Annotated in this window: 23 protein-coding genes and 1 CRISPR repeat array; of the genes, 8 read left to right on the top strand and 15 right to left on the bottom strand. The window is 54.5% G+C overall.

The window, feature by feature from the left end; genetic code table 11:
• Positions 1-35: 35 nt before the first annotated feature.
• Positions 36-2,186, top strand: a complete 2,151-nt coding sequence (gene topA / locus CL1_RS01975; protein ID WP_014788241.1) for a DNA topoisomerase I — start codon at positions 36-38, stop codon at positions 2,184-2,186.
• Here topA and CL1_RS01970 read toward each other — a convergent pair.
• From CL1_RS01970 to surR, 3 genes are read right to left on the bottom strand one after another with little or no spacing between them, the layout of a single operon-like run.
• Entirely contained in the window at positions 2,183-3,373 is a 1,191-nt protein-coding gene (locus CL1_RS01970; protein ID WP_014788240.1) for a geranylgeranyl reductase family protein, read from the bottom strand. The genes topA and CL1_RS01970 overlap by 4 nt on opposite strands.
• Complete coding sequence (locus tag CL1_RS01965; RefSeq protein WP_014788239.1) at positions 3,370-3,573, bottom strand: DUF362 domain-containing protein; 204 nt, start codon at positions 3,571-3,573, stop codon at positions 3,370-3,372. The genes CL1_RS01970 and CL1_RS01965 overlap by 4 nt, the downstream gene beginning before the upstream one ends.
• Entirely contained in the window at positions 3,557-4,267 is a 711-nt protein-coding gene (gene surR / locus CL1_RS01960; protein WP_014788238.1) for a sulfur metabolism transcriptional regulator SurR, read from the bottom strand. Before surR ends, CL1_RS01965 begins: the two co-directional genes overlap by 17 nt.
• 133 nt (positions 4,268-4,400) lie before the next feature.
• Here surR and pdo point away from each other — a divergent pair, with 133 nt between their 5' ends.
• The 3 genes from pdo to cas2 all read left to right on the top strand — a co-directional run bounded on the left by pdo (position 4,401) and on the right by cas2 (position 9,739).
• Positions 4,401-5,081 carry a protein disulfide oxidoreductase gene (pdo, locus tag CL1_RS01955; protein WP_014788237.1) on the top strand — a complete coding sequence of 227 codons (681 nt, stop codon included), beginning with the start codon at positions 4,401-4,403 and terminating at the stop codon, positions 5,079-5,081.
• 167 nt (positions 5,082-5,248) lie between these two features.
• Positions 5,249-6,184 carry a cell wall-binding repeat-containing protein gene (locus CL1_RS01950; RefSeq protein ID WP_014788236.1) on the top strand — a complete coding sequence of 312 codons (936 nt, stop codon included), beginning with the start codon at positions 5,249-5,251 and terminating at the stop codon, positions 6,182-6,184.
• A gap of 200 nt (positions 6,185-6,384) precedes the next feature.
• A CRISPR array of direct repeats spans positions 6,385-8,967; the repeat unit is 30 nt; unit sequence GTTTCAATTCTCCTAGAGTCTTATTGCAAC.
• Between the two features lie 514 nt (positions 8,968-9,481).
• Positions 9,482-9,739, top strand: coding sequence for a CRISPR-associated endonuclease Cas2 (cas2, locus tag CL1_RS01945; RefSeq protein ID WP_014788235.1), 258 nt, complete (start codon positions 9,482-9,484; stop codon positions 9,737-9,739).
• Here the strand turns inward: cas2 and CL1_RS01940 are convergent.
• From CL1_RS01940 to CL1_RS01900, 9 genes are all read right to left on the bottom strand, one after another.
• Positions 9,736-10,443 carry a PD-(D/E)XK nuclease family protein gene (locus CL1_RS01940; protein WP_014788234.1) on the bottom strand — a complete coding sequence of 236 codons (708 nt, stop codon included), beginning with the start codon at positions 10,441-10,443 and terminating at the stop codon, positions 9,736-9,738. The genes cas2 and CL1_RS01940 overlap by 4 nt on opposite strands.
• A gap of 10 nt (positions 10,444-10,453) precedes the next feature.
• Positions 10,454-11,434, bottom strand: a complete 981-nt coding sequence (cas1b, locus tag CL1_RS01935; RefSeq protein WP_014788233.1) for a type I-B CRISPR-associated endonuclease Cas1b — start codon at positions 11,432-11,434, stop codon at positions 10,454-10,456.
• A gap of 9 nt (positions 11,435-11,443) precedes the next feature.
• Positions 11,444-12,016, bottom strand: coding sequence for a CRISPR-associated protein Cas4 (gene cas4 / locus CL1_RS01930; RefSeq protein WP_014788232.1), 573 nt, complete (start codon positions 12,014-12,016; stop codon positions 11,444-11,446).
• Positions 12,013-14,190, bottom strand: a complete 2,178-nt coding sequence (locus CL1_RS01925) for a CRISPR-associated helicase/endonuclease Cas3 (RefSeq protein ID WP_014788231.1) — start codon at positions 14,188-14,190, stop codon at positions 12,013-12,015. Before CL1_RS01925 ends, cas4 begins: the two co-directional genes overlap by 4 nt.
• Positions 14,187-14,804 carry a type I-B CRISPR-associated protein Cas5b gene (cas5b, locus tag CL1_RS01920; RefSeq protein ID WP_014788230.1) on the bottom strand — a complete coding sequence of 206 codons (618 nt, stop codon included), beginning with the start codon at positions 14,802-14,804 and terminating at the stop codon, positions 14,187-14,189. Before cas5b ends, CL1_RS01925 begins: the two co-directional genes overlap by 4 nt.
• A gap of 4 nt (positions 14,805-14,808) precedes the next feature.
• The gene (gene cas7i, locus CL1_RS01915; RefSeq protein WP_014788229.1) at positions 14,809-15,897 is read right to left on the bottom strand and encodes a type I-B CRISPR-associated protein Cas7/Cst2/DevR; all 1,089 of its coding nucleotides are present in this window, start codon (positions 15,895-15,897) and stop codon (positions 14,809-14,811) included.
• A complete protein-coding gene (gene cas8a1 / locus CL1_RS01910) occupies positions 15,894-17,180 on the bottom strand; it encodes a type I-B CRISPR-associated protein Cas8b1/Cst1 (RefSeq protein WP_014788228.1) in 1,287 nt (428 codons plus the stop codon). The genes cas7i and cas8a1 overlap by 4 nt, the downstream gene beginning before the upstream one ends.
• 124 nt (positions 17,181-17,304) lie before the next feature.
• Positions 17,305-18,090: a CRISPR-associated endoribonuclease Cas6 gene (gene cas6 / locus CL1_RS01905; protein WP_014788227.1), complete on the bottom strand. Its 786-nt coding sequence runs from the start codon at positions 18,088-18,090 to the stop codon at positions 17,305-17,307.
• 344 nt (positions 18,091-18,434) lie between these two features.
• Entirely contained in the window at positions 18,435-19,133 is a 699-nt protein-coding gene (locus CL1_RS01900) for an acetate--CoA ligase family protein (RefSeq protein WP_014788226.1), read from the bottom strand.
• Positions 19,134-19,287: 154 nt separating this feature from the next.
• On the opposite strand from CL1_RS01900, the gene CL1_RS01895 reads away from it, so the two are divergent.
• On the top strand, positions 19,288-20,592 hold the full coding sequence (locus tag CL1_RS01895; protein ID WP_014788225.1) for a DUF4139 domain-containing protein: 1,305 nt from the start codon (positions 19,288-19,290) through the stop codon (positions 20,590-20,592).
• Here the strand turns inward: CL1_RS01895 and CL1_RS01890 are convergent.
• Positions 20,589-20,822 (bottom strand): hypothetical protein, encoded by a 234-nt coding sequence (locus CL1_RS01890; protein WP_014788224.1) that lies wholly within the window; start codon positions 20,820-20,822, stop codon positions 20,589-20,591. The two genes, CL1_RS01895 and CL1_RS01890, sit on opposite strands and share 4 nt — an antisense overlap.
• Positions 20,823-20,916: 94 nt before the next feature.
• Between CL1_RS01890 and CL1_RS01885 the strand changes: the two genes are divergently transcribed.
• The 3 genes from CL1_RS01885 to trmBL2 all read left to right on the top strand — a co-directional run bounded on the left by CL1_RS01885 (position 20,917) and on the right by trmBL2 (position 26,330).
• Entirely contained in the window at positions 20,917-21,447 is a 531-nt protein-coding gene (locus CL1_RS01885) for an SWIM zinc finger family protein (protein ID WP_014788223.1), read from the top strand.
• Between the two features lie 52 nt (positions 21,448-21,499).
• Entirely contained in the window at positions 21,500-25,186 is a 3,687-nt protein-coding gene (rgy, locus tag CL1_RS01880; protein WP_014788222.1) for a reverse gyrase, read from the top strand.
• A gap of 349 nt (positions 25,187-25,535) precedes the next feature.
• A complete protein-coding gene (gene trmBL2 / locus CL1_RS01875) occupies positions 25,536-26,330 on the top strand; it encodes an HTH-type transcriptional regulator TrmBL2 (RefSeq protein ID WP_014788221.1) in 795 nt (264 codons plus the stop codon).
• A 59-nt stretch (positions 26,331-26,389) separates the two neighbouring features.
• Here trmBL2 and CL1_RS01870 read toward each other — a convergent pair whose 3' ends face one another.
• The gene (locus tag CL1_RS01870) at positions 26,390-26,602 is read right to left on the bottom strand and encodes a helix-turn-helix domain-containing protein (protein ID WP_014788220.1); all 213 of its coding nucleotides are present in this window, start codon (positions 26,600-26,602) and stop codon (positions 26,390-26,392) included.
• Positions 26,599-26,925 carry an Sjogren's syndrome/scleroderma autoantigen 1 family protein gene (locus CL1_RS01865; RefSeq protein ID WP_014788219.1) on the bottom strand — a complete coding sequence of 109 codons (327 nt, stop codon included), beginning with the start codon at positions 26,923-26,925 and terminating at the stop codon, positions 26,599-26,601. The genes CL1_RS01870 and CL1_RS01865 overlap by 4 nt, the downstream gene beginning before the upstream one ends.
• Between the last annotated feature and the right edge of the window lies 1 nt (position 26,926).

The following is a 26,926-nucleotide window of genomic DNA, read 5'->3' as shown; positions in this document are numbered from 1 at the left end:
TATAATCCATCTGCCTATCGCCTCAAGGTGTCGTCATGGTCACGCTCATCATAGCGGAAAAGCCCAACGTTGCCCGTAAAATCGCCTATGCGTTAGCGGAAGGCAAGCCCGTCAGGAAGACCATCGGAAAGGTGAGCTACTACGAGTTCACCCGAGACGGGAAGAGAATAATCGTAGCTCCGGCGGTTGGCCATCTCTTCTCACTCGCGCCGAAAACTAAAACCTACGGCTATCCTGTCTTCGATATAGAATGGGTTCCCGTCTACGTCGCCGAGAAGGGCAAGGGCTACGCGAAGGACTACATCAAAGCCCTGGCCACCCTCGCCAAGAGGGCCGACGAGTTCGTGGTTGCCTGCGACTACGACACCGAGGGTGAGGTTATTGGTTATACTGCTCTCAAGTACGCCTGCGGCGTTGACCCCACCAGGGCGAAGAGAATGAAGTTCTCCGCCTTAACAAAGAAGGACCTCCTGAAGGCATGGTACAACCTCGAACCGACGATAAACTTCGGAATGGCCGATGCAGGAATAGCGCGCCACGTCCTCGACTGGTACTGGGGAGTCAATCTCTCCCGCGCCCTTACCTCGGCCATAAAGCGCGCCAGCGGCAAGTGGCAGGTTCTCTCAACCGGCCGCGTCCAGGGGCCAACGCTGAAGTTCCTAGTGGAGAGGGAGAGGGAGATAGCCAACTTTCAGCCCAAACCATACTGGGTCATCAAAATGACCCTCGAGAAGAACAGCAAGAGCTACACCGCAACCTACGAGAGGGACAAAATCTGGGACGAGGAGGAGGCGAAGAGAATCGTTCAGGAGGCCAAGAAGGGGCCGGCCTTCGTTGAAAGGGTGGAAGTCAAACAGCAGAAGAGGAATCCGCCCGTCCCCTTCGACCTCGGAACACTCCAGCGGGAAGCGTATTCGGCGTTTGGCTACTCCCCGAAGAAGACTTTGGAGATTGCACAGAAGCTGTACGAGCGAGCCCTGTGCTCATACCCCCGCACCTCCTCGCAGAAGCTCCCCAAGAACCTCAACTTCCGCTCCATTCTCCAGAACCTGGCAAAGCTACCCGAGTACAAGCCCTTCGCCCACGAGCTTCTGGGAAAGGATAAGCTCAGGCCCGTAGAGGGCAAGAAGGAAGACCCTGCCCACCCGGCGATATACCCCACCGGAGAGCTTCCAAAAGCTGGAGAGCTGACCAGAGACGAGGCGAACCTCTACGACCTCATAGTGAGACGCTTCCTGGCCCTCTTCATGGAGCCTGCCGTGAGGGAGATAGCGAGGGTGATAATAAACTCCAACAATCATCGCTTCATTTTGAGTGGGGCGAGAACCGTAAAGGAGGGCTGGCTGAAGGTCTATGGTAAATACGTCAAGTTCGACGAGGTTATTTTGCCCGCCTTTAAGGAGGGCGAGCAGGTCAGGGTTCTCCAGATAAAGCGCGAGAAGAAGAAGACGAAGCCCCCGGCGAGATACTCCCCGGCGGCCGTAATCAAAAAGATGGAAGACCTTGGAATTGGAACTAAAGCCACGCGCGCCCAAATCCTTGAGACGCTTTACAGCAGGGGCTACATCGAGGGCAAGAAGAAGATAAAGGTCACCCCCCTCGGAATGCGCGTTGTGGAGGCCCTCGAGAAGAACGTGCCGGACATAGTGAGCGTTGAGCTGACGAGGGCCTTCGAGGAGAAGATGGAGGAGATAATGGCGGGAAAGGCAAAGAAGGACGAAGTCATCGAGGAGAGCAGGGGACAGTTGATTAAAATCCTGAAGGTCTTCAAGGAGAAGGAGCTGGACATAGGTAAGATGCTCCTTGAAACGACGGGAACTGGGGTAACGACCTCTAAAGACTCCGCCAAGGTTTCGGAGGACTCTGCGAAGGTGCCCAAGGGAACTGCCAGCTCCAAGGCTCAAGAAGGCCGGAAAACGGGGAAGGGGCTCGTTCTCGGCAAGTGCCCCAAGTGCGGCGGTGACCTGGTCGTTCGCTACAACAGGAAAACGGGCAAGCGCTTCGTTGGTTGCTCCAACTGGCCCAAATGCGACGTCACCTACCCCCTTCTCCAGCGGGGAGAGATAATCCCGACGGACAAGACCTGCTGCAACGGTGCACCCGTGGTGAAGATTCGCGAGAAGGGAAGGGAGTACGAGATATGCGTGGATATGAACTGCAAGGAGTGGAAGAAAAAGGGTAATTAGAGGAGCTCCTTGAGGAGCGTTATCCTCCTCGGGCTGAGGAGAACCTTCGGGTGCTTGAGGAGAGCCTTTATCACCTCTCCGTAGTCTCCGCCCGCTATCTTCTCGGCGTCTGCCCCGCTGAGGATCTGTATGAACAGGTCGAGGTCCTCGTCGGTGAGCTTCTCGGTGACGCGCCTCACCTTGAGAACCTTTTCGAGCCTCTTCCCGTCGGTCTCCCACCACTCGGTCGTGTAGTTCTTCAGGAGTTCGAGGTTCTCCTCTTCGAGGGCCTTCACTATCCACTTGCTTGCTATGGTTCCAGCTTCCATTGCCTCGGCCATTCCACCGCCGTGCATCGGGTTTACCTGTCTGGCCGCGTCTCCGACGACGAGAACGTTGTCCTTGACGAGGTCCTTAACGAAGCCACCAACGGGGACAACGCCAACGTTTATCTCGAGGAGCTTCTTTGCTGGAATGTTGTTCTCCCTCAGCCACTTGTCGAGGTAATACTTGGCGGTCTTTGGATTGTCCGAGTTGATGCCAATCCCGACGTTGGCCCGGTCCTCGTCCTTCGGAAAGACCCAGACGTAGCCCCTCGGCGCTATCTCGTTGCCGAACCAGAGGTGTATCATGTCGGGGTCGAAGCCCTCTATGAGCATCTCGTACTCGTAGCTTGAGTCGAACTCGTGCGGCGGGGCGTAGGTGTTTATTCCGGCTTTCCTCGCGATGGTGCTCTCGACGCCGTCGGCAGCAACTACAACGTCGGCGTAGATCTCGACAGGCTCGTCCTCGTGCTTGGCCTTGATTCCAACGACTTTGCCGTTCTTCTTTATGACGTCCAAAGCCTCCGTCCTCGCGAGCACATCTGCTCCAGCCTTGGCCGCGTAATAAGCCAGCATCTTGTCGAAGACCTTCCTCTCAAGGATAACGCCGCTGGCCTCTTTGTACCTGAGCTCAAGCTCGTAGCCGCTCGGTGAATAGAGCTTTGCTCCATAAATCTCGCGGTTGATGAAGCGCCTGTCGTAGGGTATGTCGTACTTATCGAAGACCTTGATGCTTATGCCTTCGGCGCACTGCTTGGGCGTTCCAATCGCGGGCTTCTTGTCGATGAGAAGGACGGAAAAACCTGATTTGGCGACGTTTCTGGCAACGATCGGGCCGGCTATTCCGGCACCGACAACGACGACGTCGTATTTCATCTCCTTCATTCGCTCACCTCCAGTGGCTCAGCGCTGAGCGCTCCAACCGGACAGGCGTTGATGCATATCCTGCAGCTGATGCACTTGTCCTGGAAGAACTCCCAGCCGCTTGAGTGGACCTCTATGGCCAGAGTCGGGCAAACGCCGGCGCAACCACCGCAGAGGTAGCACCTGTCCTCGTTCACGATGACTCTAATCTTCTCCGGCATCACTTTCACCGCCGAGTTTTTGTTTTAGCCTTTCTTCGTCAATCTTAATGGCCCCGTCTTTTATTATTAACGGTACGAACCTGTCCAGCTCCCTGGCCTTCACAAGGACTTCCCTTTCCTTGAGGTTGAGCCTGTCGCTGAGCTCGTCCACCGTTGCCTCGCCGACGAGGAGAATGTAGTGCAGTATGGCGAGCTGGGTCATGTCGCCTATCTCCTTGAGGTAGCGCTCCTTTATCTCCTTCATCAGCGCATCGCGCCTGGTTTCAACTGCCTTGAGTGCCTGAAGAACCTTTTCAAGCTCCACACTGAGCTCGTGGAAGGAGTGAATCATCTCCAGGAGCGAGCTGTGCTCGTCCGGAATGCGGGAAATGTCTATCTCGGTTCTCTTGATAACCTCGCCGCCCAAGTCGAGTCCACGGTACCAAAAGAGGTTGGGCGTGACCGTGGCGACGTAGGTTTTTGCTATGGCTATGTCGTAGTACTTCCTCGCAGGCCCGATGAAGGGTCCCTCCCTCTCATAGGACCTAAGTATTCCCTCGCGCTCCATGATTTTAAGGTGCTTTGCAACGGCCGTTGAAGAAACGCTAACCTTGCTGCTCAGGAAGCTGAAGTAGCACTCGGTGCAGGTGAGGTGGCTCAGCAAGTCGCGCCTCACCCTGTTCCCCAGTATGTAAAAGATGTCCGGTTCAGCCATGACCCACACCACCCAGATCTGTGACGCAAAGCTTATATAGTGAACATTCAACCTTAGGTTGCAAACCGGAGATTAAACTCCTGGGAGTATTGCGCTCAAAACGTTATAAACCTTTAGCATGGAGGTGTTGAGAATGGGACTGATTAGTGACAACGACAAGAAGGTCATCAAGGAGGAGTTTTTCTCCAAGCTGACCAACCCGGTTAAGATTATCGGTTTCATCGGAAAGGACCACTGCCAGTACTGCGACCAGCTCAAGCAGCTCGTCCAGGAGCTTTCAGAGCTGACCGACAAGCTTACCTACGAGTTCCACGACTTCGACAGTGAAGAGGGCAGGAAGCTCGCCGAGCAGTACAGGATAGACCGCGCCCCCGCCGTCACGATAACCCAGGACGGCAAGGACATGGGCGTCCGCTTCTTCGGCCTTCCGGCCGGCCACGAGTTTGGAGCCTTCCTCGAGGACATCGTCGATGTCAGCAACGCTAGCACCGACCTCATGCCCGAGAGCAAGGAGGAGCTGGCGAAGATCGACAGGGACGTCAGGATACTCGTCTTCGTCACCCCGACCTGCCCCTACTGCCCGCTCGCCGTTAGAATGGCTCACAAGTTCGCCATCGAGAACACCAACGCGGGCAAGGGTAAGATACTCGGCGACATGGTCGAGGCCATCGAGTACCCCGAGTGGGCCGACCAGTACAGCGTCATGGCAGTTCCGAAGATAGTCATACAGGTGGACGGCGAGGACAAGGTTCAGTTCGAGGGTGCCTACCCGGAGAAGATGTTCATGGAGAAGCTTCTTGCCGCCCTCGAGTGAGGAGTTTTCTTGGTCTTTTTCTTTAACAAACTCTCTATTCAAGCTGTTTGGGGGCTGTTATTCTTTGCGGGCTTTTCATTTCCATGTTAATGCACCCCTCTTCTGACGTCCAATCTTCCCACGGAAAAGTTATAAGTGCCTCTCTCTAGCCCATACCGGGGAAGCCAATGGGCGTGAGAATAGGCGGTGTTGATGTTCACTTCACAGGGGAGCTTGACGACGGTTTTGAGGACGCTTTCGGGGGACTTTTCGCCAGGAGGTACCTTCCGGACGTTGGGGAAAGCGGTGGTGAGCCGAACGTCATCGTGGAGCGCTTCAAGGGAGAGGAGTTCCGCGTATTCAGCGCGGTCTACGACCACCTGGGAAGGGACGAGTACAAGATAGAGTCAAAGGTCCCCTCCGCCTATGGAAACGAGGCTCCGATTTTCTTCATACTCCAGGCCGCGGCAAGAGCCGCTGCTAAGGTAGGCAGACTGTTCATAACGGACTCCGTTGGCGTCGTTACGCCCAACGGAAAGGCGGTTCTGTTCATAGGCTACCCCCACACGGGGAAGAGCACGATGTCCGTCCTGGCAATGGCCAACGGCTTTCCGGTTCTGAGCACTGAAAACACCATCATCGAAGCCAGAAACGGGCGGCTCTACATAGTCGGCGGCACGGACGTCCTCGTCTATGACCCAAGGATCGAGGGCATCTACGGCGTCGAGGTTCCCTACGACGAGCAGACGAGGAGCGGGTACAGGATAAAGGACCTCCGCGGCGACCGGGAAAGGAAAAAGCTCCTGGAGAGGGGAGTGGAGGTGGACATTATAGTGCTCCTTCACGCGGCCTTTAACTGCATGGAGGCGAGCTTTTCCAGGATAAAGGGCAGGAAAGTCAGAAAGACGCTCTGGTACTTTTCCACGGCCTTGATGAAGGGACTTGACTACTATGAGCCCTCTCCGCTCCACGTCCCAATAAGCGACGAGATCGGCCGGAATCTCCGGCACTTCCTTGAGACCGCCTCGGAGAACTACTCGGGAAGAATGTTCGAGGCCTTCGGGAACCACGGGGCGCTCTTCGAGAGAATCGTCGAGATGGCGCTTTCAACTGAGACTAGTTAATTCAGTTTTTATGTGATCCACCAGTTCATTAATTATGCAGTTGTGCCGTCTTCAGTTTCCCTGGAGTCTTATTGTCCGGGGGGACGTTCCGTCCCCCACACCCCCTCGAACTTCCGCCGGGGTTTTATAGAGTTCCAAGTTCTCCTAGGAGTCTTATTGCAACCCAGAACAGGGAAGTCATAGCCTCGCTGCCCCACCGCGTTTCAATTCTTCTAGAGTCTTATTGCAACTTTGTCAGAGGATATTTGGTCCAGCGCCTTATACCGTTTCAATTCTTCTAGAGTCTTATTGCAACATTGGCAGCGCCTACGAGAGCAAGAGCGACCCGACTGGTTTCAATTCTCCTAGAGTCTTATTGCAACAACACGCAACGCGTCTTTGTTCTCGATGAGATACTTCGTTTCAATTCTCCTAGAGTCTTATTGCAACGTCAAGGTTTGGGGGCTGGAGGCGGTTCGGCCTCAGGTACGTTTCAATTCTCCTAGAGTCTTATTGCAACGAAGAGTCAAGGCTTCCAGAGAAGATAAGCACCGCTCTGTTTCAATTCTCCTAGAGTCTTATTGCAACCCGAAAAGGGGTAGAATTCTGCCCCTTATAAGCAAGGTTTCAATTCTCCTAGAGTCTTATTGCAACACGAACTACGCGCTGAAACTGATTATAAGCGTTGCCCTGTTTCAATTCTCCTAGAGTCTTATTGCAACAGGTGATAGGCATGACAAACTCTGAGATGGTTCTGTTGTTTCAATTCTCCTAGAGTCTTATTGCAACGCAACATAACATCACCGTACAGCAGACGACCGAGGCAAGTTTCAATTCTCCTAGAGTCTTATTGCAACCTTGCAGAGACGGCCAGGGCTTTCTGGATTATCTACCGTTTCAATTCTCCTAGAGTCTTATTGCAACTCCTCGTCATCGGTAGCATCGCAATGCTCGCAATGACGTTTCAATTCTCCTAGAGTCTTATTGCAACAAAAACGTCACTGTCGCAGCCTTCCTTGATGCAGTCTGTTTCAATTCTCCTAGAGTCTTATTGCAACCCGCGAGCATGAAGCGGGACCCCGTAACGCTCGACGAGTTTCAATTCTCCTAGAGTCTTATTGCAACACGACGCCGAGGTCCTCAACGAGCCTAAAATTACTCAGGTTTCAATTCTCCTAGAGTCTTATTGCAACGCCCTAGTGGTGTGGATTAAGACTGAAAACCCGATCGCGTTTCAATTCTCCTAGAGTCTTATTGCAACGACCTCCGGGTCCACCAGTATGATGTAACTCTTCCTGTTTCAATTCTCCTAGAGTCTTATTGCAACTCGCCTTGAGAACGTCCTCCATGCTGACGTTGGCATGTTTCAATTCTCCTAGAGTCTTATTGCAACTGCTGTCGATTGCAATGTAGCCGCCGCTGAGCGTGCGTTTCAATTCTCCTAGAGTCTTATTGCAACTTTGTATAACAAAGGGCAAAAATATGAAAATGCTCACGTTTCAATTCTCCTAGAGTCTTATTGCAACCTTGATGCCATGGAAGAGGGTATGTTCACGTACAACAGTTTCAATTCTCCTAGAGTCTTATTGCAACTTTATACTGGCGGGGGAATGAGGCATATGTAAAGCTTGGTTTCAATTCTCCTAGAGTCTTATTGCAACAGCGGAGGGAAGGGCTAAGGACCTGATAAGGTTACTGTTTCAATTCTCCTAGAGTCTTATTGCAACTCAACCACCCACCAGCCCGATTATTAAATTTTCGTCGATGTTTCAATTCTCCTAGAGTCTTATTGCAACAGGCGGCGATTTTTACGAGATACCCCCGTTTAAGCTTGTTTCAATTCTCCTAGAGTCTTATTGCAACCACGACAGGCGACCCGAGGTGGATTGACGCGGAAGTGCGTTTCAATTCTCCTAGAGTCTTATTGCAACTTTATCCGTCTCAGCGGCAACGCTCACCGGGACGGCCGTTTCAATTCTCCTAGAGTCTTATTGCAACGTGTAGTTATAGGCCTTTATGTCGCCCTCAGAAATGAGTTTCAATTCTCCTAGAGTCTTATTGCAACTTCAACGAAGTCCTTGAGGCCATCTACAAGAAGCACAGGTTTCAATTCTCCTAGAGTCTTATTGCAACACACGCTACCAGCGATTATAGGCACGATAAAGAAGAGGTTTCAATTCTCCTAGAGTCTTATTGCAACCTGTTAGCAGCCTCAGCATAGACTATAACGCTACTACGTTTCAATTCTCCTAGAGTCTTATTGCAACCAGGTGGGCAGTCGAGGGATTGAGACGGCTACTTATACGTTTCAATTCTCCTAGAGTCTTATTGCAACCAAGCATTCTGGCCGTCGTGCTCATCACTCGACCCCGTTTCAATTCTCCTAGAGTCTTATTGCAACAGTTGTCTTTTATATTCGAGTAGTTGTCGCCTCGTGGTTTCAATTCTCCTAGAGTCTTATTGCAACCACGGGCGAGGTTCTGTATTACAGCGGTGGCAAGTATGTTTCAATTCTCCTAGAGTCTTATTGCAACACTATTGCAAGCGCAACAAGTTACCGACGCTCAGCCAAGTTTCAATTCTCCTAGAGTCTTATTGCAACCCCCACCAATAACGCCAAAATTGCAATAACTTCGTGTGTGTTTCAATTCTCCTAGAGTCTTATTGCAACCCATGTGGATTCTCTCGACCCTCCGCCAGGCCTCCTCCTGTTTCAATTCTCCTAGAGTCTTATTGCAACCCACGGCGACGACCTCGCCGGCGGCGTTGGTAACGTTTCAATTCTCCTAGAGTCTTATTGCAACAGGGCGGAAAATTTGCCCGTTTGCCCATTGGAGTATTGAGAGGCTTCGAATATTTAAGTCTTTCTGAAAACCGATGGAAAAAGGGTCCCATCAGGCTTCGAATCCGAGACTTTTCAGTGCTTTAACCCACATAAAGAATGCTCCTGAAAGGAGCTTCCCACGGGGCCGATGGACACTGCAGGGTAATGCAAAGGGTTAAACGGGCTGTAAATTCGCGAACAGACTGCACCTAATGCCAGAATGGGAAAGGGACGTATCTCCTCAAGGAAGTGGCATATCCAGGCCCAATCATGGCTCGGTTTTACTTTTCGAAAATATTTCGTTACGCGATCGTGAAATATATGAAACAAAAAGTTACAAATTAAAAAGCCTAAAAATCGATTTCCAGAGCATGGGGGAGGGCTTATTTGAGGTTCTGGTCCCTTCAACGACCCGTTTCAAAGAATAAGGCGTTCCAGGCGTGATACGCCACAAAAGTTAAATTCAGAGACCTCAAATTCAAAAAGGTGGTGCCATGTACATCATCGTGGTCTACGACGTGAACGTGAGGCGCGTCAATGGCGTAAAGAAGTTCCTCCGCCAGCACCTTCACTGGGTTCAGAACAGCGTCTTCGAGGGCGAGGTTACGAAGGCGGAGTACGAGAGGATTAAGGCCGGGCTGAAGGGGATAATAGACGAGGGTGAGGACTCAGTTGTAATCTACCGCCTCCGCTCTCAGCCCCTCCGCGATGTCCTCGGCACGGAGAAGAACCCGATGGAGGACATCATCTAACTCCTTGGACATATCGGTCGGTAGATGCAGTTCCTGCACTCCCAGCCGAACCTTGGTTCAAAACTATCTGGCACGTTTCCGTTCTCAAGATCCTCAACGAGCTTTACAACCCTTCTTGCGCGCTTTAGTAGTTCATCAAACATGTCACCATTTTTTTCAACCAGTATCTTTTTCCAAGGCACGAGACTATTCCTGTTGAATATCCAGAGGTGCCCAACTTCAACGTCGGGGAGCACGTGGAGGTACGCATTCAGCTGTTCAACGTATGCCTTCACCACGCTGTCGTCTGGTATTTCGTCTATCTCCTCAATGCTCTCCGGTATCGCTTCATATGGGTACTCGTGCAGGAACTTGAACTCGAAGACATGCTTTCCGACGACCAGATCGGCCCGTCCACTCAGAACCCACCCGTTCTCAAGTTCGTATTGGAGAGGGACTTCAACGAGCGGTTTCTCCGTTAGATTGCCCCTCAGGTAGTCCCAAGAATCAACTATCGTGTTCAATAGACCAGCGTGTAACACCGTTCCCAGAATCTGGCCGTCGTTCTTGGTTCCAAAATAACGAACGTCAAAGCGCAGGCTCAACGCAAGCTTAAGAGGGCAAAAGGATAGCTGTGTTATGGGTATGCTTTTCTTTGGTCCCCGAGGATTCCCGTGCCTCAAATAGTTCTCGAGTCTCCTGGCAAACTCCTCCACTTCACCCATGGGCATCACCTCAGAACCACGCCACCAGCGGTTCATATCCCCTAATGCCAACGAGGTGCTTGATGAGCTTGTATGCCTCGAGTCGAATAAGCCGCTTTTTCGTTACGTTCCTGCCGAGGGCAGGGTGTTTGACGCTTTTCGCGAGTTCCTTCTCGTACTCGCTTAGGACCTTCTTCATGCCCTCCTTCGTCAGCAGGACGCCGTTGAGTTCCTCCCGAAAGTGCCCCTTCGAGAGCATTCTCTTCGTCGCTAGCCTCGTCGCGAGCCTGTCAACTATGGCAGGCTTGAAAATCTCGCTCAGGTCGAGCGCCAAAGAAAAGCGCCTCTCTCCCGGCTCGTGGAGATAGCTGACGGTTGGGACCAGCTGGGTGTTGTATAGCTCGGAAACTATCGTTGCGTAGAGCCTCGAATTCAGGAAGCTTATCAGGGCGTTCATCTCGTTCTCGGGTGGTCTGCGCGTTCTCTTCACTATCTTGAATCTATCTGGCAGGTGCCCGTCCCAGCGGGCGTAGTACTCTCCCCGTATCCGCGCCTCGACGTTCATGACCTCGGTGATTTTGCAAGCATCTTCAAGCTCTTCGAAGAGTTCCTCCAACAGTTCCGAGAATCCATCGGCGACCTTCCAGCGCCTCAGGTTCCGCTCCATGTTGAGCGCGCTCCCCCTGACGAAGAGCTTCGCCAGCTCCAGTCTTCTCTCCCGGTCGAGGTAGTGCTCGGCCTGCCTGATGACCAAATCGCCGGAGTTCAGGCTCTCCCTCGGATAAAAGCTTCCGTCATAGTAGCCGTAGTGGTTGAAGAAGTGCACGGCTATGCCTTTCTGAGCCAGAAAGTGAAGTGCCTGGGAGGTTATGCTCACGTGGCCGTAGACGTAGATGTCGTAGATTCCCTCGACCGCGAGCGGCTTCCTACCGCGCTCGTTCTCGAAGTAGAGGGTGTTCTCCCGCCTGAAGAGCGTCCCGTCCGAGAGCAGGGTTATGGAGCGCTTCCTCATGCGACCACCTCAAATCCAGCAGAGTTCGTAGTAGGCGCATTTGAGGCACTTCTTTGATTTAACGGGCTTCGGCGGGACTGGGAGGGATTTAATCCTTTCGACGTCTTCTATCGCCGCTTTGATTTCATTCTCTCTGCCGTCGAGAGTTACTTCCTTCGTCTCGTTGAGCTTCGGGTAGTGGAGAACGGCCTTTGCCTTGATGCCGAGCCTCTTGAGGTAATAGAGATAGTAGAGCGCCTGCATCTCGTGAGCCTTCTCCATGCTTCTGCCGAGTTTAACCTCGTGTATCTCTATGACGTCGCCCCTGCGAATAAAGTCGATCTTTATTCTCCCGACCTGAACTTCCTTCTCCTCGTTGGCGTAGCGTTGCTCGTGGAGGAATCTTCCCAAATCGACCCACTCGCTTTCCTGTTCCATCGTGATGCCCTTAGCGAAGTACCAGAGCTTGGTGGGGCAGATGAAGAGGTAGTTTATCTCTGTGCCGGTGATGAGGAGTTCGTCGAGGGGATAGGTGGCCGGGTTATACTCATTGGTATAACGAATTTTATGGTTCGAACTGTTATAGTTCGGGGTGTAATTCACAGCACCTCACCGCCCGAAGGTTCTCTCAGAAGGCCGAGTTCTTGATTGTACTCAAGCTCCGCGACGATGATGTGTTTTCCGGGCCCCGTTGAGCTGAGCCTGTGGAAGGCGTCGCTTTCGCTCATGAAGAGCCACAGGGGAATCGGGACGAGGTAGCGGTGAACTTCCATGTAACGTTTCCTGGTGAGCAGCTCCAGAACAGCGTCCTGGTAAGCGCCGGGTATCGCCTCCAGCCCCCTGAACATCTCGTAGAACCTGCGCTCGTTTTCGCCACTCCTCAGGGGCATCAGGGCCTCAAAGAGTTCGAGCGCCTGGGCCTTGTACTCCAAAACCTCCCCCCTGAGCCTGTCCGCGAGCGGTTCGTAAGCCAGCGTCACAAGCTCCGGAACCTTTGACTCGGGCAGGGGCTTCCCGTCAAGCTCCTTCAGCAGCCCCAGGCTCCTCCTGACGACTTCGGGTGGGTAGATGCGTTTATCCCCCTCCCCGCCCTCGGTTAGGACGTAAACGTTCCTCGGGTTCCCAAAACCCCTCCTGTTTACCCTACCGAAGCGCTGGATCAGGGCATCTAACGGTGCCGGTTCGGTGATAATCGTGGAAAAGCTCACGTCGATCGAGACCTCCACCACCTGGGTGGCAACGACCACGTCGAAGTCGTTGAGGTTCGACAGGAGCTTTTTCTCCTTCTCCTCCCTGTCACCGTACGTGAAGCGACTGTGGAGGAGCATCGCGCTGTAATCGTCCCTGAGGCGTGAGTAAACCTCCACAGCCCTTGATACCGTGTTGCATGCCACCAAGGCCGGTCCGTCCTCGGGTTTGAGTTCCTCGATTAGCTCCTCTATGCTCTCCATCGAGCCGTCGACGACGTTTATCCTGTGCCTCGTGAAACGGTCCGCCTCCTCCGGCGGAGCCTGAAGCTTCCTTGGTTTTATCGTTTCCTCGATTAGCCTCTCAAGGAACTCCGGCAGGGTCGCGGTCATGACCATTGCCTTTGTCCGTCTCCCCTTCAGTAGCTCGAGGATCGCCAGGATTATGCCGAGGACGTTGGGCTCGTAGGCGTGGATTTCATCGAAGATCAGGAGCGAGCCTGTCAGCTCGGTGAGACCCATCTCGAAGAAGCCGACGCCGAAGAAGGGTTTCATGAGCTGGAAAGGCGTCGTGACCTTGAGGGGCGTGTAAATCTTCCTGTAGAGGGAAGACAGGCGCCTGTATTCCAGCTCCGAAGAGTAGAGGTAGAAGCCCGAGGAGCTGTGGAGAACGCCGACGAGCGCGGGGTCCTTGAAAAGACCGAGTAACCTCGAGTGCATCGCGTTAATGCTGGCCTTGTAGGGGAGCACGTAGAATATCCTGCTCGACAGGCCCTTCCTCGTTCTTTGGGCGTTCCTGTCGGCCCACAGGAGGGAAGCCTCGGTCTTGCCGTAGCCCGTGGGGGCCCTCAGGAGGAGGTTTCCTTCGGTGTTCCATGCCGCCCTCTGCAGGGGCCTCCAGCGCTCCTCCGGAATCCGAAGCTCAACCGCCGTTCTGATGTCAGGCAGAAGACGTACCTCAAGCTCTCCCGCAGATGCGAGATGATCAGAGGCGTTGAGAAGACCCCTCAGATAGACCAGTTCCTCCCTGTATCTCTCCACGTTCCGCTCGTACCAGCTAATAAGAGCGTCGAAATCGTAGCCCCGGACGCGCTCCGACCAGTCTTTGGGCGGATTAAAAAGCTCTAGCCTTCTTCCAAAGAAATACAGCTCCCAGTAGGGAACTCGCTCGAAGAAAATCCCCTCGATGTAGTCCCTGTTCTGAAAGAGTTCCTCAACTTTATCCTCGAACCCCCCGCGGTGTTCCCCGCTGGGCAGTATCTCCTCAAGCTCGTCGAGGGTTCGATGGTGGGTGAGGATTGCGAGTGCAATGAGGTTTCTCTCGTCCTCGGGAAGATCGAGGAAAGAGGCGAAAGGTGCCGAGAGAACCTCGTGTCGGTAGCCCCATTCCCTTGGATTCCTCTGAAAACCGCTCGCGCACTTGCCGAGGTCGTGGAGGAGAACGGAATAAAAAGAAAGTTCCCAGACGCGCGGGAAGGGCTCCTCAAGCCATTTGAACGCGGTTTTCATGCTCTTCAGCACGTTTATGGCGTCGTTGGTGTGGCACTCAAGGAAATCGTGCGGGAGGAACTTGGCGTAGCAGGGTCTCATTCGTGCCACCTGTGGAGGTAGACTCCGACACCGAGTTCCTCATCGTAGGGGAGCTTCAGTTTCGACGCTTTGCCCTTTGGAAACGGCAGGACGACGAAGGGCCTGACGAGTCTCGCCTTCCTCGGCGTTACGGAGTAGTCGTACTCGACGACGAGGGCGTGAACGACGCCGGGGACTCCAAGCTCCAGGGGAAGGACCGTCCCGCCGACGGGAGCTTCGGTCTCCTCAAGCTCGACCTCCTTTATCTCCTCAACCGTCGCCACGTCGCTCGAACGTCCAAGGAGGAGCTGGTATCTGGGCCTCCTGAAGTGCTCTTCCCATTCATCGGGGAGATAAAGGTAAAGCTCGGCGTTGTAGAGGAACTCGCGCCTCATTATGTCCGTCTCGACCTTTCCAAGGGCGTAGATCTTTTCGAGGTCAAGCCCTTTACCTTCGCTCCTGAAGACGTAGCCGACGTATGGAAGCTCGGTTAGATAGACAGGCTCGCCCTTCGCCGCCGAGAGGATTCCCTGAATCGTTGAGGGCGGTGGAACGGGCAGCGTCGGCTGGTAGCCTGACTGGAAGGTGGGATAGCGGAACGAGGCAGTCCACGCCCTCAGCTTGACCCTTATCATGGGCTCACCCGTAGTAGGCCTCGATTTCCCTGGCGAACTCGTCTACCGCTTCACCAACGGTACCCGTGAAGACCTCGACGCCTGCTTCTTTCACCGCCTTGGCCATTTCATTGACGTCCCAGCCAAGGGAGCGGACGAAGCCGGCATCGTAGCCGATGTAGAGCTTTGTGCCCTCGGGTATTACCTCCTTGAGGTCCTTGAGCCTCTTTGCAAGGGCCTCGGCGTCGAAGCGGATCTCACCCTTCTCCTCGAAGACGAGGTCGCTTATGAAGGGGTTTATGCCGGCATCTACGTTGAGGAGCAGGACGAACTTCGGGGTCACGTCGGTGTGGTACTGGCTCTGCTTGGCCCCGCCGGTCAGGAGGCGGAGGGCTTTGATGGCCTCGGTGGCGCGCGTCTTCCTGATCTCGGGGGGCATGAGCCACTCTTTTTCGGTTCTCTGAACGCCGAGTTCCTCCGCTATGCGCTCCATTTCCCTGATTTCATTAACGACGTCCTCTGTGCCCTTCTTCGGGTTGCCCTTCTTGTCCCTTGGAACGTCGCCCCAGGTGAGCAGGTTCTTGAAGCCTGCCTTGCTGACTATCGTGAACCTGCCGACTGAGTCGAGGTCAAGGGAGAACGCACCCTTGAAAACCGTCGAGTAGAACTCCTGGCTGTAGGGAACGGGGTCTCCCTCGTGCCTTGAGGCGTAGCCCTCATCGACGGTTATGGAGCTCCTGTCGGGGAGTACAGAAATCAGCGGTGTGTTCTTAAGGGGCGAGACCCGCGTAACGGTCACGTTCACGCCGCCCTTCTTGAAGGCCCTCATGTAGCCGAAGACGTCGTCATCGGGGTACTTGAGGGGGTTCGCTGCGGTAAAGACCTGCTTCTGCTCGCGATAGAGCGGGGAAAGCTCCCAGTTGAAGTGCTCCTTCAGCGTGAACCTCCACCAGTAGCGCCAGGCCTGCGGTGAGACGTAGGGGTAGCGCTTTCCACCCCTCCTGAAGGTCTTAACCCTCGTCACGTTCCTGTCGGCGAGGCTCTCGTCGATTCCGAGCATGTTCAAAGCGGAGTGCGGCGCGTCGATCAATACCATTCCGGTCGCAAACCTCATTCTTCCACCCCCATTCCAAAGATCTCAACTTCTTCGTTCTCCTCAACCTCTTCCCCGGCCTCCTCCGAGGCCTTCATCAGCCTGTCGTGGAGCCTCTCATAGACCCTGAAGAGGAGCAGGTGCTTTACCGTCCTCCACGAGACGTTCAGGTCTTCCCCGTAGGAGGTGAGAACCGTCGCGAACTCGTCGAACGTCATGAGCGGCTTCTCTATCCCGAGCCTCTGGCGGAGCTTTTCGAGGTTCACGAAGAAGGCCTCGAACTGGTAGAGCCTCTCCGCCCTCTCCAGCTCCCTGACGCGCTTCGAAAGCTGGTTGTCCGGGAGCTTCTCCAGCGTTTCGACAATCCTATCCCCGACGTCCTTAATAAACTCCAAAGCCTCCTTATCCAAACCCAACACCTCCGAGCAGTAGAAAGCCAAAAGCGACCATTTCGCGTTCGCACGGCGGTTTTTTATGTCGATGAAGTAGGGCAAGATGCTCTCCTCGGCCAAGAGTCTGGCGTAAACCTCGTTGGCGTAGCTCCGCTCGTACTTTTCAAACTCCTCCTCGCTCGGCCGTTTACGCCAGCCCATCGAGACGATTCTTCTCCAGCCTGCCCTGTCGTAGCGGGCTGCGTGGGCAACAAAGCGCAACACGGGCGTTGGAACGTGGATTATCTGAAGGTCCTGCCCCTGGTTGTTGTTCACGAAGTGGTAGAGCGTTATCGAGGCTCTGCCCCAGAGATCGTCGCGCTCCGTCTTCCTCGTCAGCTCCCCGAGGAGGTGGAAGAGAAAGTTCTCCGGTCTCTTAAAATCCCTTGCGTTCGAGGCGAGGAAGCTCTTCCTGACGTCGTTTATGGCCTCGCCGTGGAGTTCGAGCATAAGCTCGTGGGGGTAAGTGTGCATCACGAGAACCCTTCCCCCGACTTTGTAGGCTACGAGGGGCAAGAACTGAACGAGGAAAAGGCAGTGGGAGCAGACGTTGGCTCCGTCCTTCGCCGAGGGGAAGTAGTTTGGAACGCCACCGGTTCCAACGAGGGGAAAGTCCGAGCGGTAAACCGGCCTTGGGCGCGAGTGTCTCCTTCCACAGATTTCGCAGATCGGTGCGCTTTCATCTTCCTGCTCATTGAGGAGGGCCTTCAGGTTCTTGGCTATAGCTTCGGGCGTTCTCTTCCTGGCCATGCTCGGGTTGGCCATGAGGATTCCGCTGTTAGGGAGCATCATCGCGTGAATGTAGCCCGAACTCCACTCCTTACGCGCGTAGAGCTTCGAGGCAAAGTCTATCGCCTTCTCGATGTCTTCCATGGTTAGCTCCTCGGGCGAACGCTTCTTTCTCAGTAGCAGCAGCGCTGTGAGACCTGCATCGACGAAGGGGTGCCCGGTCCAGTCAAAGGGTGGTGCCCCCCTTTGCCCCTCCCCGTGGGGTCCTTCAGGAGGATTTCCCTTCCCGATCCTTCACACCTCCCTTTGGGTTTCTTTTCATCTTCCGCCCATCAGCCTTCACCATTCCAAACCCTATTGAGTTCTTCTCCCCGAAGCCGGCCAGATAACCTGCCTTCAGCAGGCCCTCGTCGCCCTTCGCGCGGAACACGAGGTGCCACGCCACTTGGAAGATGCCGGGCTTGACCTCGAAGCGCTTGGGCTTGGCGTTTAGGACCTTCATCTCGAAGTCCTCGGGCGGTCTCGAGCCATAGATGTGGAGGTACTTCTCCCTGAGGTTCTCCTGTATCAGCTCGTAGAACTCCGGTTCGGCCGGGCTTAAATCGTAGCTCCTCGGCTTTCCGAACTGGATCCGCCTTGTGGTCACTGCCACCGGCGAGAGGGTCACGAACTTCCTCCCGCTGAGCTTTTCCGGCTCCGCGATGGCCTTCACTTCTCCCACGACGAAGCGCTCGCCCCAGAGCTCGACCTCGGGATTCTGGAGGAGGCCGCCTATGAAGGCCTCCGCCACTTCTGGAACCGCCGTCGAGAAGTAGAAAAAGCCGCGCTTGTAGCCCAGTAGAGAGCTCCTGTCCTCGGCCAGCTCGCGCCTCTCCGCCATGAAGAGGGAGTAGGTGAACAGCTTAGGAACCTTCGGCGAGTGGAGGCTGAGACTCAGCTCGGGGTTCACGCGCTGTATTCTGCGGTATATCAAACCCTGGAGCTTGTGCTGGTGGCTGAAAGGTATGCGAAACGGCTCATTCTCCGGGTGGAGTCTTATTAGGAACCTGACCATTTCCTCCACCGTGAGGGCATATACATCAAGGAGGGTACGCACCCCAGCCTTATAAAGTTTCCTTCAGTTATGGGTACGAACAAATTAAAACGTGAGGTTTCATCAATGAACCGGGGGGTGAGTAATTCCTCCACCCGAAGGTTTCATGAGGCCCTCCCGTCTAGAACGGTTACTTCTTCAGGTTCGTAGTGGAGAACGTCCCTAGAGGCCAATTATGGGATCTTGCCTCTGTATGATGACCATTGGTATAACCACTGTTATACTAACCGTCGTTATACCCGAAACCTGGAAGGCTAGGTGCTGGGGAAAGAAAGAGGCCAGAAGAAGGGAAAGGGCCAAAGCCCTCAGAGAAGCATTCTGGCATCGACGGCAACGGCTGAGTCCTCGTAGGCGAAGATCGGGTTGATGTCGAGTTCCTTAATTTCGGGAAGCTCGAGGGCAAGTTCTCCAACCTTGACGATGATGTCCGCCAGAGCTTCGATGTCCACCGGCTTCTCACCGCGTGCCCCAGCCAGAATCGGGTAGGCCTTGATCTCCTTTATCATGTCGAGGGCTTCCTCCTTCGTTATCGGGGCAACGCGGAAGCTGACGTCCTTGAGAATCTCGACGAAGATTCCACCGAGACCGAACATTATCGCCGGGCCGAACTGCGGGTCGCGGATCATACCGACGATGACCTCCTTGCCGAGCGGGAGCATGCGGTAGATGATGACGCCCCAGAGGTCGGCGTCGGGCTTGTAGTTCCTGGCGTTCTCCATTATCTTCTTGAAGGCCTCCCTCGCCTCCTCGTCGCTCTTGATGTTGACCTTGACACCGCCGGCGTCGCTCTTGTGAATGATCTGCGGAGAAACGATCTTCATGACGACCGGATAGCCTATTTCACGGGCGAACTTTACGGCCTCTTCCTCATTGGTGGCGACCTTGAAGTCCGGGACGGGGACACCGTAGAGCTTGAGTATCTCCTTCGCCTCAGGCTCGACGAGCGGCCTGTTCTCGGCCTTGGCCTTCTCGATGATTGCCCTAGCCTTTTCAATCCTGTCCATACCAATCACCCCATCAGCTTGACAGTTCTCAATCCGGTCGGGGGGTTAAAAGGGTTTCCATTTGCCAACCTTTCGTTTCTTTCGTTTCGGCCCGGTTTGAAGCGATGAGGGGGGTATAAATACCCTGCCGCCGAATATAGTACAGGTGATTCTCATGAGGAAAAAGGCGATGGCTGCAGTTGGTGGAATTGCACTTGTAATCCTGGCGGTTTTTTCGTTCCAGGGAGAAAAGGCGGTGGCGAGCGACACCACCGTTGTTCTCTACAATTCCGCGAAGATTGGGGTTGTAGAGAAGACGCTCGAGCTTGAACTGGAAGAGGGAATAAACGATGTTCCCCTCGAGGAGCTTGCGGGTCTTAACATAGCCGAAGTCACGATAATGTCCCTTGATGAGGGGGTCCGGGTTCTCGGCATCTTCAGTAAAGGCCAGGGCGGGGACGTCTACAGCGCCAACATCGGGAGTGAAGTTGAGATAAAGCTGAGAAGTGGTGATACCGTTACCGGCAAGTTCCTCGGCTTCAAGAACGGGAAGATAGCCATCGAGGGGGACGGCTACTACCTGATCAACCCCAACGAGGTTGTCTACTTCAAGGCCAGGAATCTTGAGGGTCAGGCGAGCGTTTATGCCGCCATACAGGCCGACAAAGCGGGGAAGTACAACGTGAGCATAACCTACCGCGTCGCCAACATGAGCTGGGAGAGCAGGTACAAGCTCTACATCGGTGATGACGCAAGGCTCTACGGCTACATCGTCCTCAACAACCCGACCGCCCAGGAGTTCAAGGATGCGAAGGTCCTGCTGGTGGCCGGCGACGTTCAGCTCTACCAGAACGTTCCCCAGCCCAGGGTTCTTTACGCCATGGCGGAGAAGGGAACCGACCAGGTTAACGTCGGTCAGCCGGAGAAGATAGAGGCGTTCTACCTCTACAAGCTTGGAGTCGTTGACCTCAACCCATCGAGCAAGATGATGTACCCTTACATAAGCTTCGAGGTTCCCTTCGAGAGGGAGTACCTCTACGAGAGCTGGCCCTACAGTCGGGAAGGGCCGGTTTACGAGTCGATATCCTTCAAGACCGAGAAGGTTCTCCCGGCGGGTATAGTGGAGATATACCGGGAGACCGATGATGGAAGCCTGCTGGTGGGTGAGAGGGCCATAGAGCACACCCCCAGGGGTGATGTGCTTAGGATAGGCATTGGACGGGACTACGACCTTAAAGGCACGACGACCGTGCTCGATCAGAGGAACGGTGATGGTTACTCCTACTACAAGGTCAAAATCACCCTTGAGAACTTCGGGAACGAGACTAAAACGGTCATCGTCAGGCACCACAAGTGGGGAAAGGTAGTTACATCAAACGTTGAACCTATCAACGAGACTGCAAACTACGTGGAGTTCAAGGTTACGATTAACCCCGGTGAAAAGAAGGAGATAATCTTTGACTACGAGAACCGCTATTAGCCCTTCCGGAGCGTTACTTCAAACCTTTTTTCTCCCCTTGTAACCTCGATGACGAGGCTCTTGTCGTAGTCGATGAACTTGGTTCCAACTACCGCGTAGCCCTCCTCCCTCAGGAACTCCGCCATCTTGAGGCCCAGGTCGTCGAAGAGCTCAGCAGCCATCGTGGCCATGCTCGGCTCCTTTATGCCCAGCTCATCGTGGTAGCGCCTCGCGAGTTCGAACACGTCCATCTGTCCCACCGGTTGCTGTATGTACCCTGGGGATAAAATGCTTTCGTCCGAAAGGCTTAAAGCGGTGTAGGCCGAGCCTTTGGGAGTGGGTGCTATGGACGAAAAAACCCTCCGGAAGGGGGAGCGTTATTATAAGGCGGGAAAGGTCCTATGGGTGGTCAAGCACGGGGGTAAGCTTTTTTCCAAGGTTCTCGGCACGTATCCCTATTACGTCGAGCTAGATCTCTCCACGGGCGAGAACCGCTGCACCTGCCCCCTTGGCGGGGACTGCAAGCACGTCGCGGCCGTTCTCAAGGCCCACGAGAGCGGCTTCTACTTCGAGAGCTTTGATAAACATGCCGAGCTTTTTCCTGAGGCCGTTGCCATGGAGTTTCTGGCCGAGGTCCCCGAGCTGGCGCTCGACGTTACCCTCAAGGAACTCCTCTTTACCATGAGCACCGACGAGAGCGGGAGCGAGGTTGCGAAGCTTTTCAGGCGGGCCTTAAGGCTGGTTGGTATAACCCGCAAGAAGGAAGCCCTCCACGTCCTTGAAGAAGTTCTCGATGAGTACCGCCACGTGTTCGATGACTACGAGCTGGCGGTGAAGCTCGAGGACGAGCTGAGAGAACTCGAGTCTGCCCTCTAAAAAAGCCTTATAAATCCCCCGTTCCCCAAATAAAAACTTAGAGGGTGGGAAAATGAAGGCGATTTACCGGGAGATGTGCCCGAACTGCGCCGGTAGAATCTCCGACGAGAGGCTCGTAATGAAGAACCCCTGTGATGAGTGTCTCGAAAGTCCCGTTCACGCTGATTCCTATTTTGAACTCATCACTGCCGTCAGAAACGCCCTCCAGCTGAGGGGAACGCTCAAGGAGTGGGAGAGGATTCACTCCCTTGAAGCCGGGCTCAGGGAGGTCGAGGAGTTCTTTGAAAAGGCGACGGGCTTCACCTTCTGGAGTGCCCAGAGGACGTGGGTGAAGAGGCTCTTAAAGGGGAGAAGCTTCTCGATAATCGCGCCGACCGGAATGGGTAAGAGCACCTTTGGAGCGGTCATGGCGGTGTGGCACGCCCTCGGGGGTAAGAAGAGCTACATAGTGGTCCCAACCACCCCACTGGTGATTCAAACCGCCAAGAAGATTCAGGCCATAGCCGAGAGGGCGGGCGTCGAGATAAACCTCGCCTACTACCACGGTAACCTCCGCAAGAAGGAGAAGGAGGAGATGCTGGCCAAAATCGAGGGTGGCAACTATGACGTTCTCATAACCAGCGCCCAGTGGCTGGCTAGGAACTACGACGAAAAGCTGGAGGGCAGGCGCTTCGACTTCATTTTCGTCGATGACGTCGATGCGTTTCTCAAGGCCAGCAAGAACATAGACCGCTCTCTCTACCTGCTCGGCTTCAACGAGGAGATCATCGCTAAGGCCTGGGAGATAATAAGGCTCAAGAAGCAGATGTCAAAGTACCTCAACGGCCGCTCCCAGGACAGGGAAGAGAGACTCAAGGAGCTGAACTCCCAGATCTCGGAGCTTCAGCGCGAAATTGAGGAGTTCAAGCGCGAGAACCCGGTTGGAATAATGATTATTGCCTCCGCGACGGGAAGCGCGAGGGGTGACAGGATAAAGCTCTACCGCGAGCTTCTTGGCTTCGAGGTCGGAAGCGGAAGGAGCGCACTGAGGAACGTTGTGGACAGCTACCTCAAGCCCACGAAGGACATAAGGGAGCATGTGGAGGAGCTCCTAACGAGGCTCGGGAAGGGAGGAATAATATTCACGCCAATAGACCAGGGATTGAGCTATGCTGAGGAGCTGGTCGGTTACCTCCGCGAGAGGGGATTCAGGGTCGAGCTGGTAAGCTCAAAGAACAGGAAGGCCATCGAGAGGTTTGAAAACGGCGAGGCGGACTACCTCATAGGCTCCGCCACCTACTACGGCTCACTGGTCAGGGGTCTCGACCTGCCCCACCTGATACGCTACGCCGTCTTCACCGGCGTTCCCAAGTTCCGCTTTTCCATAGATCTTGAGAGGCCGACAATCTACCGTGCCCTCGGCCTCCTCAGTGAGGTCATGGACTTTCTGAGCGATGAAGACAGGAAGCAGGCTGAGAAGCTCCACGCGAGGCTCAGGAGGCTCATAAGGAACATTCCACAGTTCGAGCTTCTCAAGATAGAGGAGGCCCTCGCGGAGGGACTGCCTATAGAGAACGACTTCCACAACCACGTGCTCGGCGTCTTCCGCGAGCTGGTGGAGTTCCTGAGGAAGGTTCTGAGGGACGAGGAGGTTCTCAAAAGGCTCGCCGAGGATCCATTCGTCAGCCTCGTCGAGGAAGAGGGGAAGTGGTACATCGAGATTCCCGACGTCAGAACATATATCCAGGCCACTGGGAGGACTAGCAGGCTCTTCGCGGGCGGAATAACCAAGGGCCTCAGCGTCCTCATAGTGGACAACGAGAAGGTCTTCAACGGCCTGGTCAGGCAGATGCGCTGGCGCTTTACGGAGTTCAAGATGGTGCCCTTCGAGGAGCTGGACCTCGGCGAACTCCTGCGGCAGATAGACGAGGACAGGGAAAAGGTTCGCCTCGTCATGGAGGGCAGGATAAGCGCCAAGGTCAAGGATTTGGTCAAGTCGGCACTCATGATAGTCGAGAGCCCCAACAAGGCCAGAACGATAGCCAACTTCTTCGGTCAGCCGAGCAAGACGAGGATAGGTGACCTCGTCGCCTACGAGGTGAGCATAGGTAACATGATGCTGACCATTCTCGCGAGCGGCGGGCACATGTTCGATCTCGTGACGAACGAGGGCTACCACGGCGTTCTCGTTGATGAAAAAGATGGCATGCTGAGGTTTGTTCCCGTCTACGACACCATAAAACGCTGCCGCGACTGTGGCCATCAGTTCGTTGACTGGGAGGAGAAAGGTACCTGCCCGCGCTGCGGCTCAACGAACGTGAGGGACGCGCTTGAAAACGTTAAGGCCATGCGTGAGCTGGCGCAAGAGGTAGATGAGATACTCATCGCGACCGACCCCGACACGGAGGGTGAGAAGATAGCCTGGGACATAAGGAACGTTCTCAGCCCCTACACGCCGAACATCAAGCGCATAGAGTTCCACGAGGTGACGAGGCCGGCGATAATGAGGGCCATTCAGGAAGCCAGGGACGTGAACGAGGGCCGCGTTAATGCCCAGATAGTGAGGCGCATAGAGGACAGATGGATAGGCTTCGAGCTGAGCCAGGAACTCCAGCGCGTCTTTGAGAACCGCAACCTCTCAGCCGGAAGGGTTCAAACGCCAGTTCTCGGCTGGATAATCGAGCGCTATAAGGAGTTCACCGAGAGCGAGACCTACTTCCTCGGTTTAACCCTTGAGAACGGTCTCCAGGTAACCCTTGAGGTGGGAAAGGACGGCAAGAAGGTTGAGCCGCCGGAGTACGTCACCGTTGAGGAGGTCGAGCTGGAGGAGAAGGAGCTCAACCCCTTGCCCCCCTACACGACCGACGCCATGCTGAAGGATGCCTCGACCTTCCTCAAGCTGTCCGCGCCCGAGACGATGCGCTTAGCGCAGGATCTGTTCGAGGCCGGATTGACGAGCTATCACAGAACAGACTCCACTCACGTCAGCAACACCGGGATAGAGATAGCGAAGGAGTACATCACCCAAGAGCTCGGTGAGGAGTACTTCAGGCCGAGACACTGGGGTGAAGAAGGAACGCACGAGGCCATAAGGCCCACGAGGCCAATAGACACGGGCAGGCTGATGCAGTTAATCCGCGATGGAATCATTCAGATTCCAAAGAACCTCACAAGGAACCACTACAGGCTCTACGACATGATATTCAGGCGCTTCATGACGAGCCAGATGAGGGCTGCGAAGCTTCTCATGGAGAGGGTGGTCATCGATGCCGGCGTTGGGAAGGTCGAGCTCGAGGGCTACGTCGAGGTAATCGAGGACGGCTGGACAAAGCTGAGGAGCCCGCCGATGAGGCAGCTGCCAAAGCTTGAGCCTGGAGCTAAGCTTAAAGTCGTCGAGGCCAAGAAGTGGAAGGCGCCCAAGGTTTCCCTCTACACCCAGGGCGACATAATAGCGCTCATGAAAGAGCGCAAGATAGGAAGGCCTTCAACCTACGCCAAGATAGTCCAGACACTGCTCCAGCGCTACTACGTGATCGAGACTCGCGGAAGAAAGAAGCTCGTGCCCACGGATCAGGGCATCAAGGTCTACCACTATCTCATAAGTAAATATAAAGAACTCGTAAGTGAGGAGAAGACGAGGGAGCTGGAGGAGCTGATGGACCGCATAGAGGAGAAGGGCGTGGACTACCAGAAGGTTCTGGGGGGCCTTTATCGGGAGCTTCAGGAATACCTTAAAGGTGGAAATGAAGGCTCCGTATGATGATTTCCGTACGGTCAGTTACCCTTTCCAAATTTCTAAATATTTGTTCTAACAACATCGTGGTGGTACGATCTTGGAACTCACACGTACATAAAGTCTGGTTTTCGCTGATTTTCTCTGGCGGAGAGCAACATAAAGTTTCAACTTGAAATTTTGCTCCCCAGTAAAACCAAAAATTTTAAAATCCCTATGTAGTAATAGGTTTGCATGAATGCGCAACGGCCGTAATATCCGGGAAAGTTATCCCGGGCAGTCTCCGGAACATAACCGGAGACACTAACAAAGTTTGGAAAAAACTTATATGTGATGAAATCCAACTTCGAATATAGAAAATGTGGTGGTGGTAAAGATGGTTAAGGACAGGATGGTTGAGCTCCTTCAGGAGCACTTTGAGTTGAACCTCTACGAGGCCAGGGCGTACGTGGCATTAGTCGGTTTTGGCGTCCTCACCCCGGCCGAGCTGGCCAGCGTTTCGGAGGTCCCGGCTCCAAGGACCTACGACGTTCTCAGGAGCCTCGAGAAGAAGGGCTTCGCCATCAGCCAGCCGGGCAAGGTGAACAAGTACAGGCCCGTTCACCCGCAGAACATCCTCGAGAAGTTCATCGAGGAGTGGCAGGAGCGCGTTGCCGAGGAGCTTGAGGCCAAGAAGAAGGCGAAGGAGGAGCTCCTCGAGCTCATGAGCCCGCTCATTGAAACCGAGATTCCGAAGTACGGTGTCGAGAAGGTCTGGGTCGTGAGGGGCATAAGGAACGCCACCCTCAAGACCAAGGAGATGTTCGAGGAGGTCAAGGAGCAGATCCTCCTGGCTGACGACGGTTACATAGCCATCAACCTTGAGAGCGACATCATCAAGGCCATTGACAACGGCGCCAAGGCCAAGATAATAGTCACCGAGAACGTCTTCCACAGGCTCGGCACCTCAAAGATAATGGACTACTACAAGGCCGGCAAGCTCGAGCTCAAGGTCATCGACAAGCTCGAGCTCCCGATGCTCATCTGCGACGACGAGGTCTTCTTCGCCCTCGAGGACATGGCGGCGAGGTACTTCAACTACGAGACCCAGATCTGGATCAAGGACTTCCGCGTCAAGGCCCTCTTCGAGGGCAAGTTCAACGAGTACTGGGAGAAGGCCAAGAAGGCCTGATTCCTTTTCTCCCCTTTCGTTTGTGTTGCTCTTTTCTGCAATTATAATGGAAAGAAAAGTCAGACGTACTTGAACTCTTCCTCAAGCTCGTCCTTCTCCTTCAGCTTCCAGTAAAGCTTCCCGTCCCTTTCAAAGGCCTCGGCCTTCCCGCTCTCGGCGAAGCGGAGTAAATAACGCCTCACTTCCATCGGTCTGATCCCGGTTTCCTCCGCTATCTCCTCGACGGTCTTCGGGCCGCTCTCAAGGGCCTTGAGAACCTTCACGTTCTTCATTCCCCTCCCTCCAGGACTTTGTACCTTTCTAACAGATTTATTATGAGTTCCATGACCCTTAAGTGTTTCTCAAGCTCCTCGATGTCCTCCGGGAGGGAGTTGGCGAGCTCGTTTAGCTTTTCCATCAGCCTCTCCTCGACGCCCTTCAGCTCAGCCTGTCTCTGCTTCTTCCTGTGCTCGCAGACGGGGCAGAAAACCTTCCCGTCCTTCTCGAAGAGCGGGGAGCCACACTTGGGGCAGTGCCTGTCAAGCATCTTAGCGCCGGAGAGCATGAGGGGCATTATTATCTTCCTTATCTCCTCCTCCGTGGGACCCTTCGTCATC

Origin of the sequence: Thermococcus cleftensis (assembly GCF_000265525.1) — an archaeon.
GTDB lineage: Archaea > Methanobacteriota_B > Thermococci > Thermococcales > Thermococcaceae > Thermococcus > Thermococcus cleftensis.
The sequence above is the reverse complement of the archived record's forward strand: the minus strand, read 5'-3'. Positions and strand labels throughout refer to the sequence as shown.

Excerpts from the sequence above, each read along its gene's own strand:
- topA (WP_014788241.1), top strand. The coding sequence starts at position 36 with ATGGTCACGCTCATCATAGCGGAAAAGCCCAACGTTGCCCGTAAAATC.
- CL1_RS01970 (WP_014788240.1), bottom strand. The coding sequence starts at position 3,373 with ATGAAGGAGATGAAATACGACGTCGTCGTTGTCGGTGCCGGAATAGCC.
- CL1_RS01965 (WP_014788239.1), bottom strand. The coding sequence starts at position 3,573 with ATGCCGGAGAAGATTAGAGTCATCGTGAACGAGGACAGGTGCTACCTC.
- surR (WP_014788238.1), bottom strand. The coding sequence starts at position 4,267 with ATGGCTGAACCGGACATCTTTTACATACTGGGGAACAGGGTGAGGCGC.
- pdo (WP_014788237.1), top strand. The coding sequence starts at position 4,401 with ATGGGACTGATTAGTGACAACGACAAGAAGGTCATCAAGGAGGAGTTT.
- CL1_RS01950 (WP_014788236.1), top strand. The coding sequence starts at position 5,249 with ATGGGCGTGAGAATAGGCGGTGTTGATGTTCACTTCACAGGGGAGCTT.
- cas2 (WP_014788235.1), top strand. The coding sequence starts at position 9,482 with ATGTACATCATCGTGGTCTACGACGTGAACGTGAGGCGCGTCAATGGC.
- CL1_RS01940 (WP_014788234.1), bottom strand. The coding sequence starts at position 10,443 with ATGGGTGAAGTGGAGGAGTTTGCCAGGAGACTCGAGAACTATTTGAGG.
- cas1b (WP_014788233.1), bottom strand. The coding sequence starts at position 11,434 with ATGAGGAAGCGCTCCATAACCCTGCTCTCGGACGGGACGCTCTTCAGG.
- CL1_RS01925 (WP_014788231.1), bottom strand. The coding sequence starts at position 14,190 with ATGAGACCCTGCTACGCCAAGTTCCTCCCGCACGATTTCCTTGAGTGC.
- cas5b (WP_014788230.1), bottom strand. The coding sequence starts at position 14,804 with ATGATAAGGGTCAAGCTGAGGGCGTGGACTGCCTCGTTCCGCTATCCC.
- cas7i (WP_014788229.1), bottom strand. The coding sequence starts at position 15,897 with ATGAGGTTTGCGACCGGAATGGTATTGATCGACGCGCCGCACTCCGCT.
- cas8a1 (WP_014788228.1), bottom strand. The coding sequence starts at position 17,180 with ATGGAAGACATCGAGAAGGCGATAGACTTTGCCTCGAAGCTCTACGCG.
- cas6 (WP_014788227.1), bottom strand. The coding sequence starts at position 18,090 with ATGGTCAGGTTCCTAATAAGACTCCACCCGGAGAATGAGCCGTTTCGC.
- CL1_RS01900 (WP_014788226.1), bottom strand. The coding sequence starts at position 19,133 with ATGGACAGGATTGAAAAGGCTAGGGCAATCATCGAGAAGGCCAAGGCC.
- CL1_RS01895 (WP_014788225.1), top strand. The coding sequence starts at position 19,288 with ATGAGGAAAAAGGCGATGGCTGCAGTTGGTGGAATTGCACTTGTAATC.
- CL1_RS01890 (WP_014788224.1), bottom strand. The coding sequence starts at position 20,822 with ATGGACGTGTTCGAACTCGCGAGGCGCTACCACGATGAGCTGGGCATA.
- CL1_RS01885 (WP_014788223.1), top strand. The coding sequence starts at position 20,917 with ATGGACGAAAAAACCCTCCGGAAGGGGGAGCGTTATTATAAGGCGGGA.
- rgy (WP_014788222.1), top strand. The coding sequence starts at position 21,500 with ATGAAGGCGATTTACCGGGAGATGTGCCCGAACTGCGCCGGTAGAATC.
- trmBL2 (WP_014788221.1), top strand. The coding sequence starts at position 25,536 with ATGGTTAAGGACAGGATGGTTGAGCTCCTTCAGGAGCACTTTGAGTTG.
- CL1_RS01870 (WP_014788220.1), bottom strand. The coding sequence starts at position 26,602 with ATGAAGAACGTGAAGGTTCTCAAGGCCCTTGAGAGCGGCCCGAAGACC.
- CL1_RS01865 (WP_014788219.1), bottom strand. The coding sequence starts at position 26,925 with ATGACGAAGGGTCCCACGGAGGAGGAGATAAGGAAGATAATAATGCCC.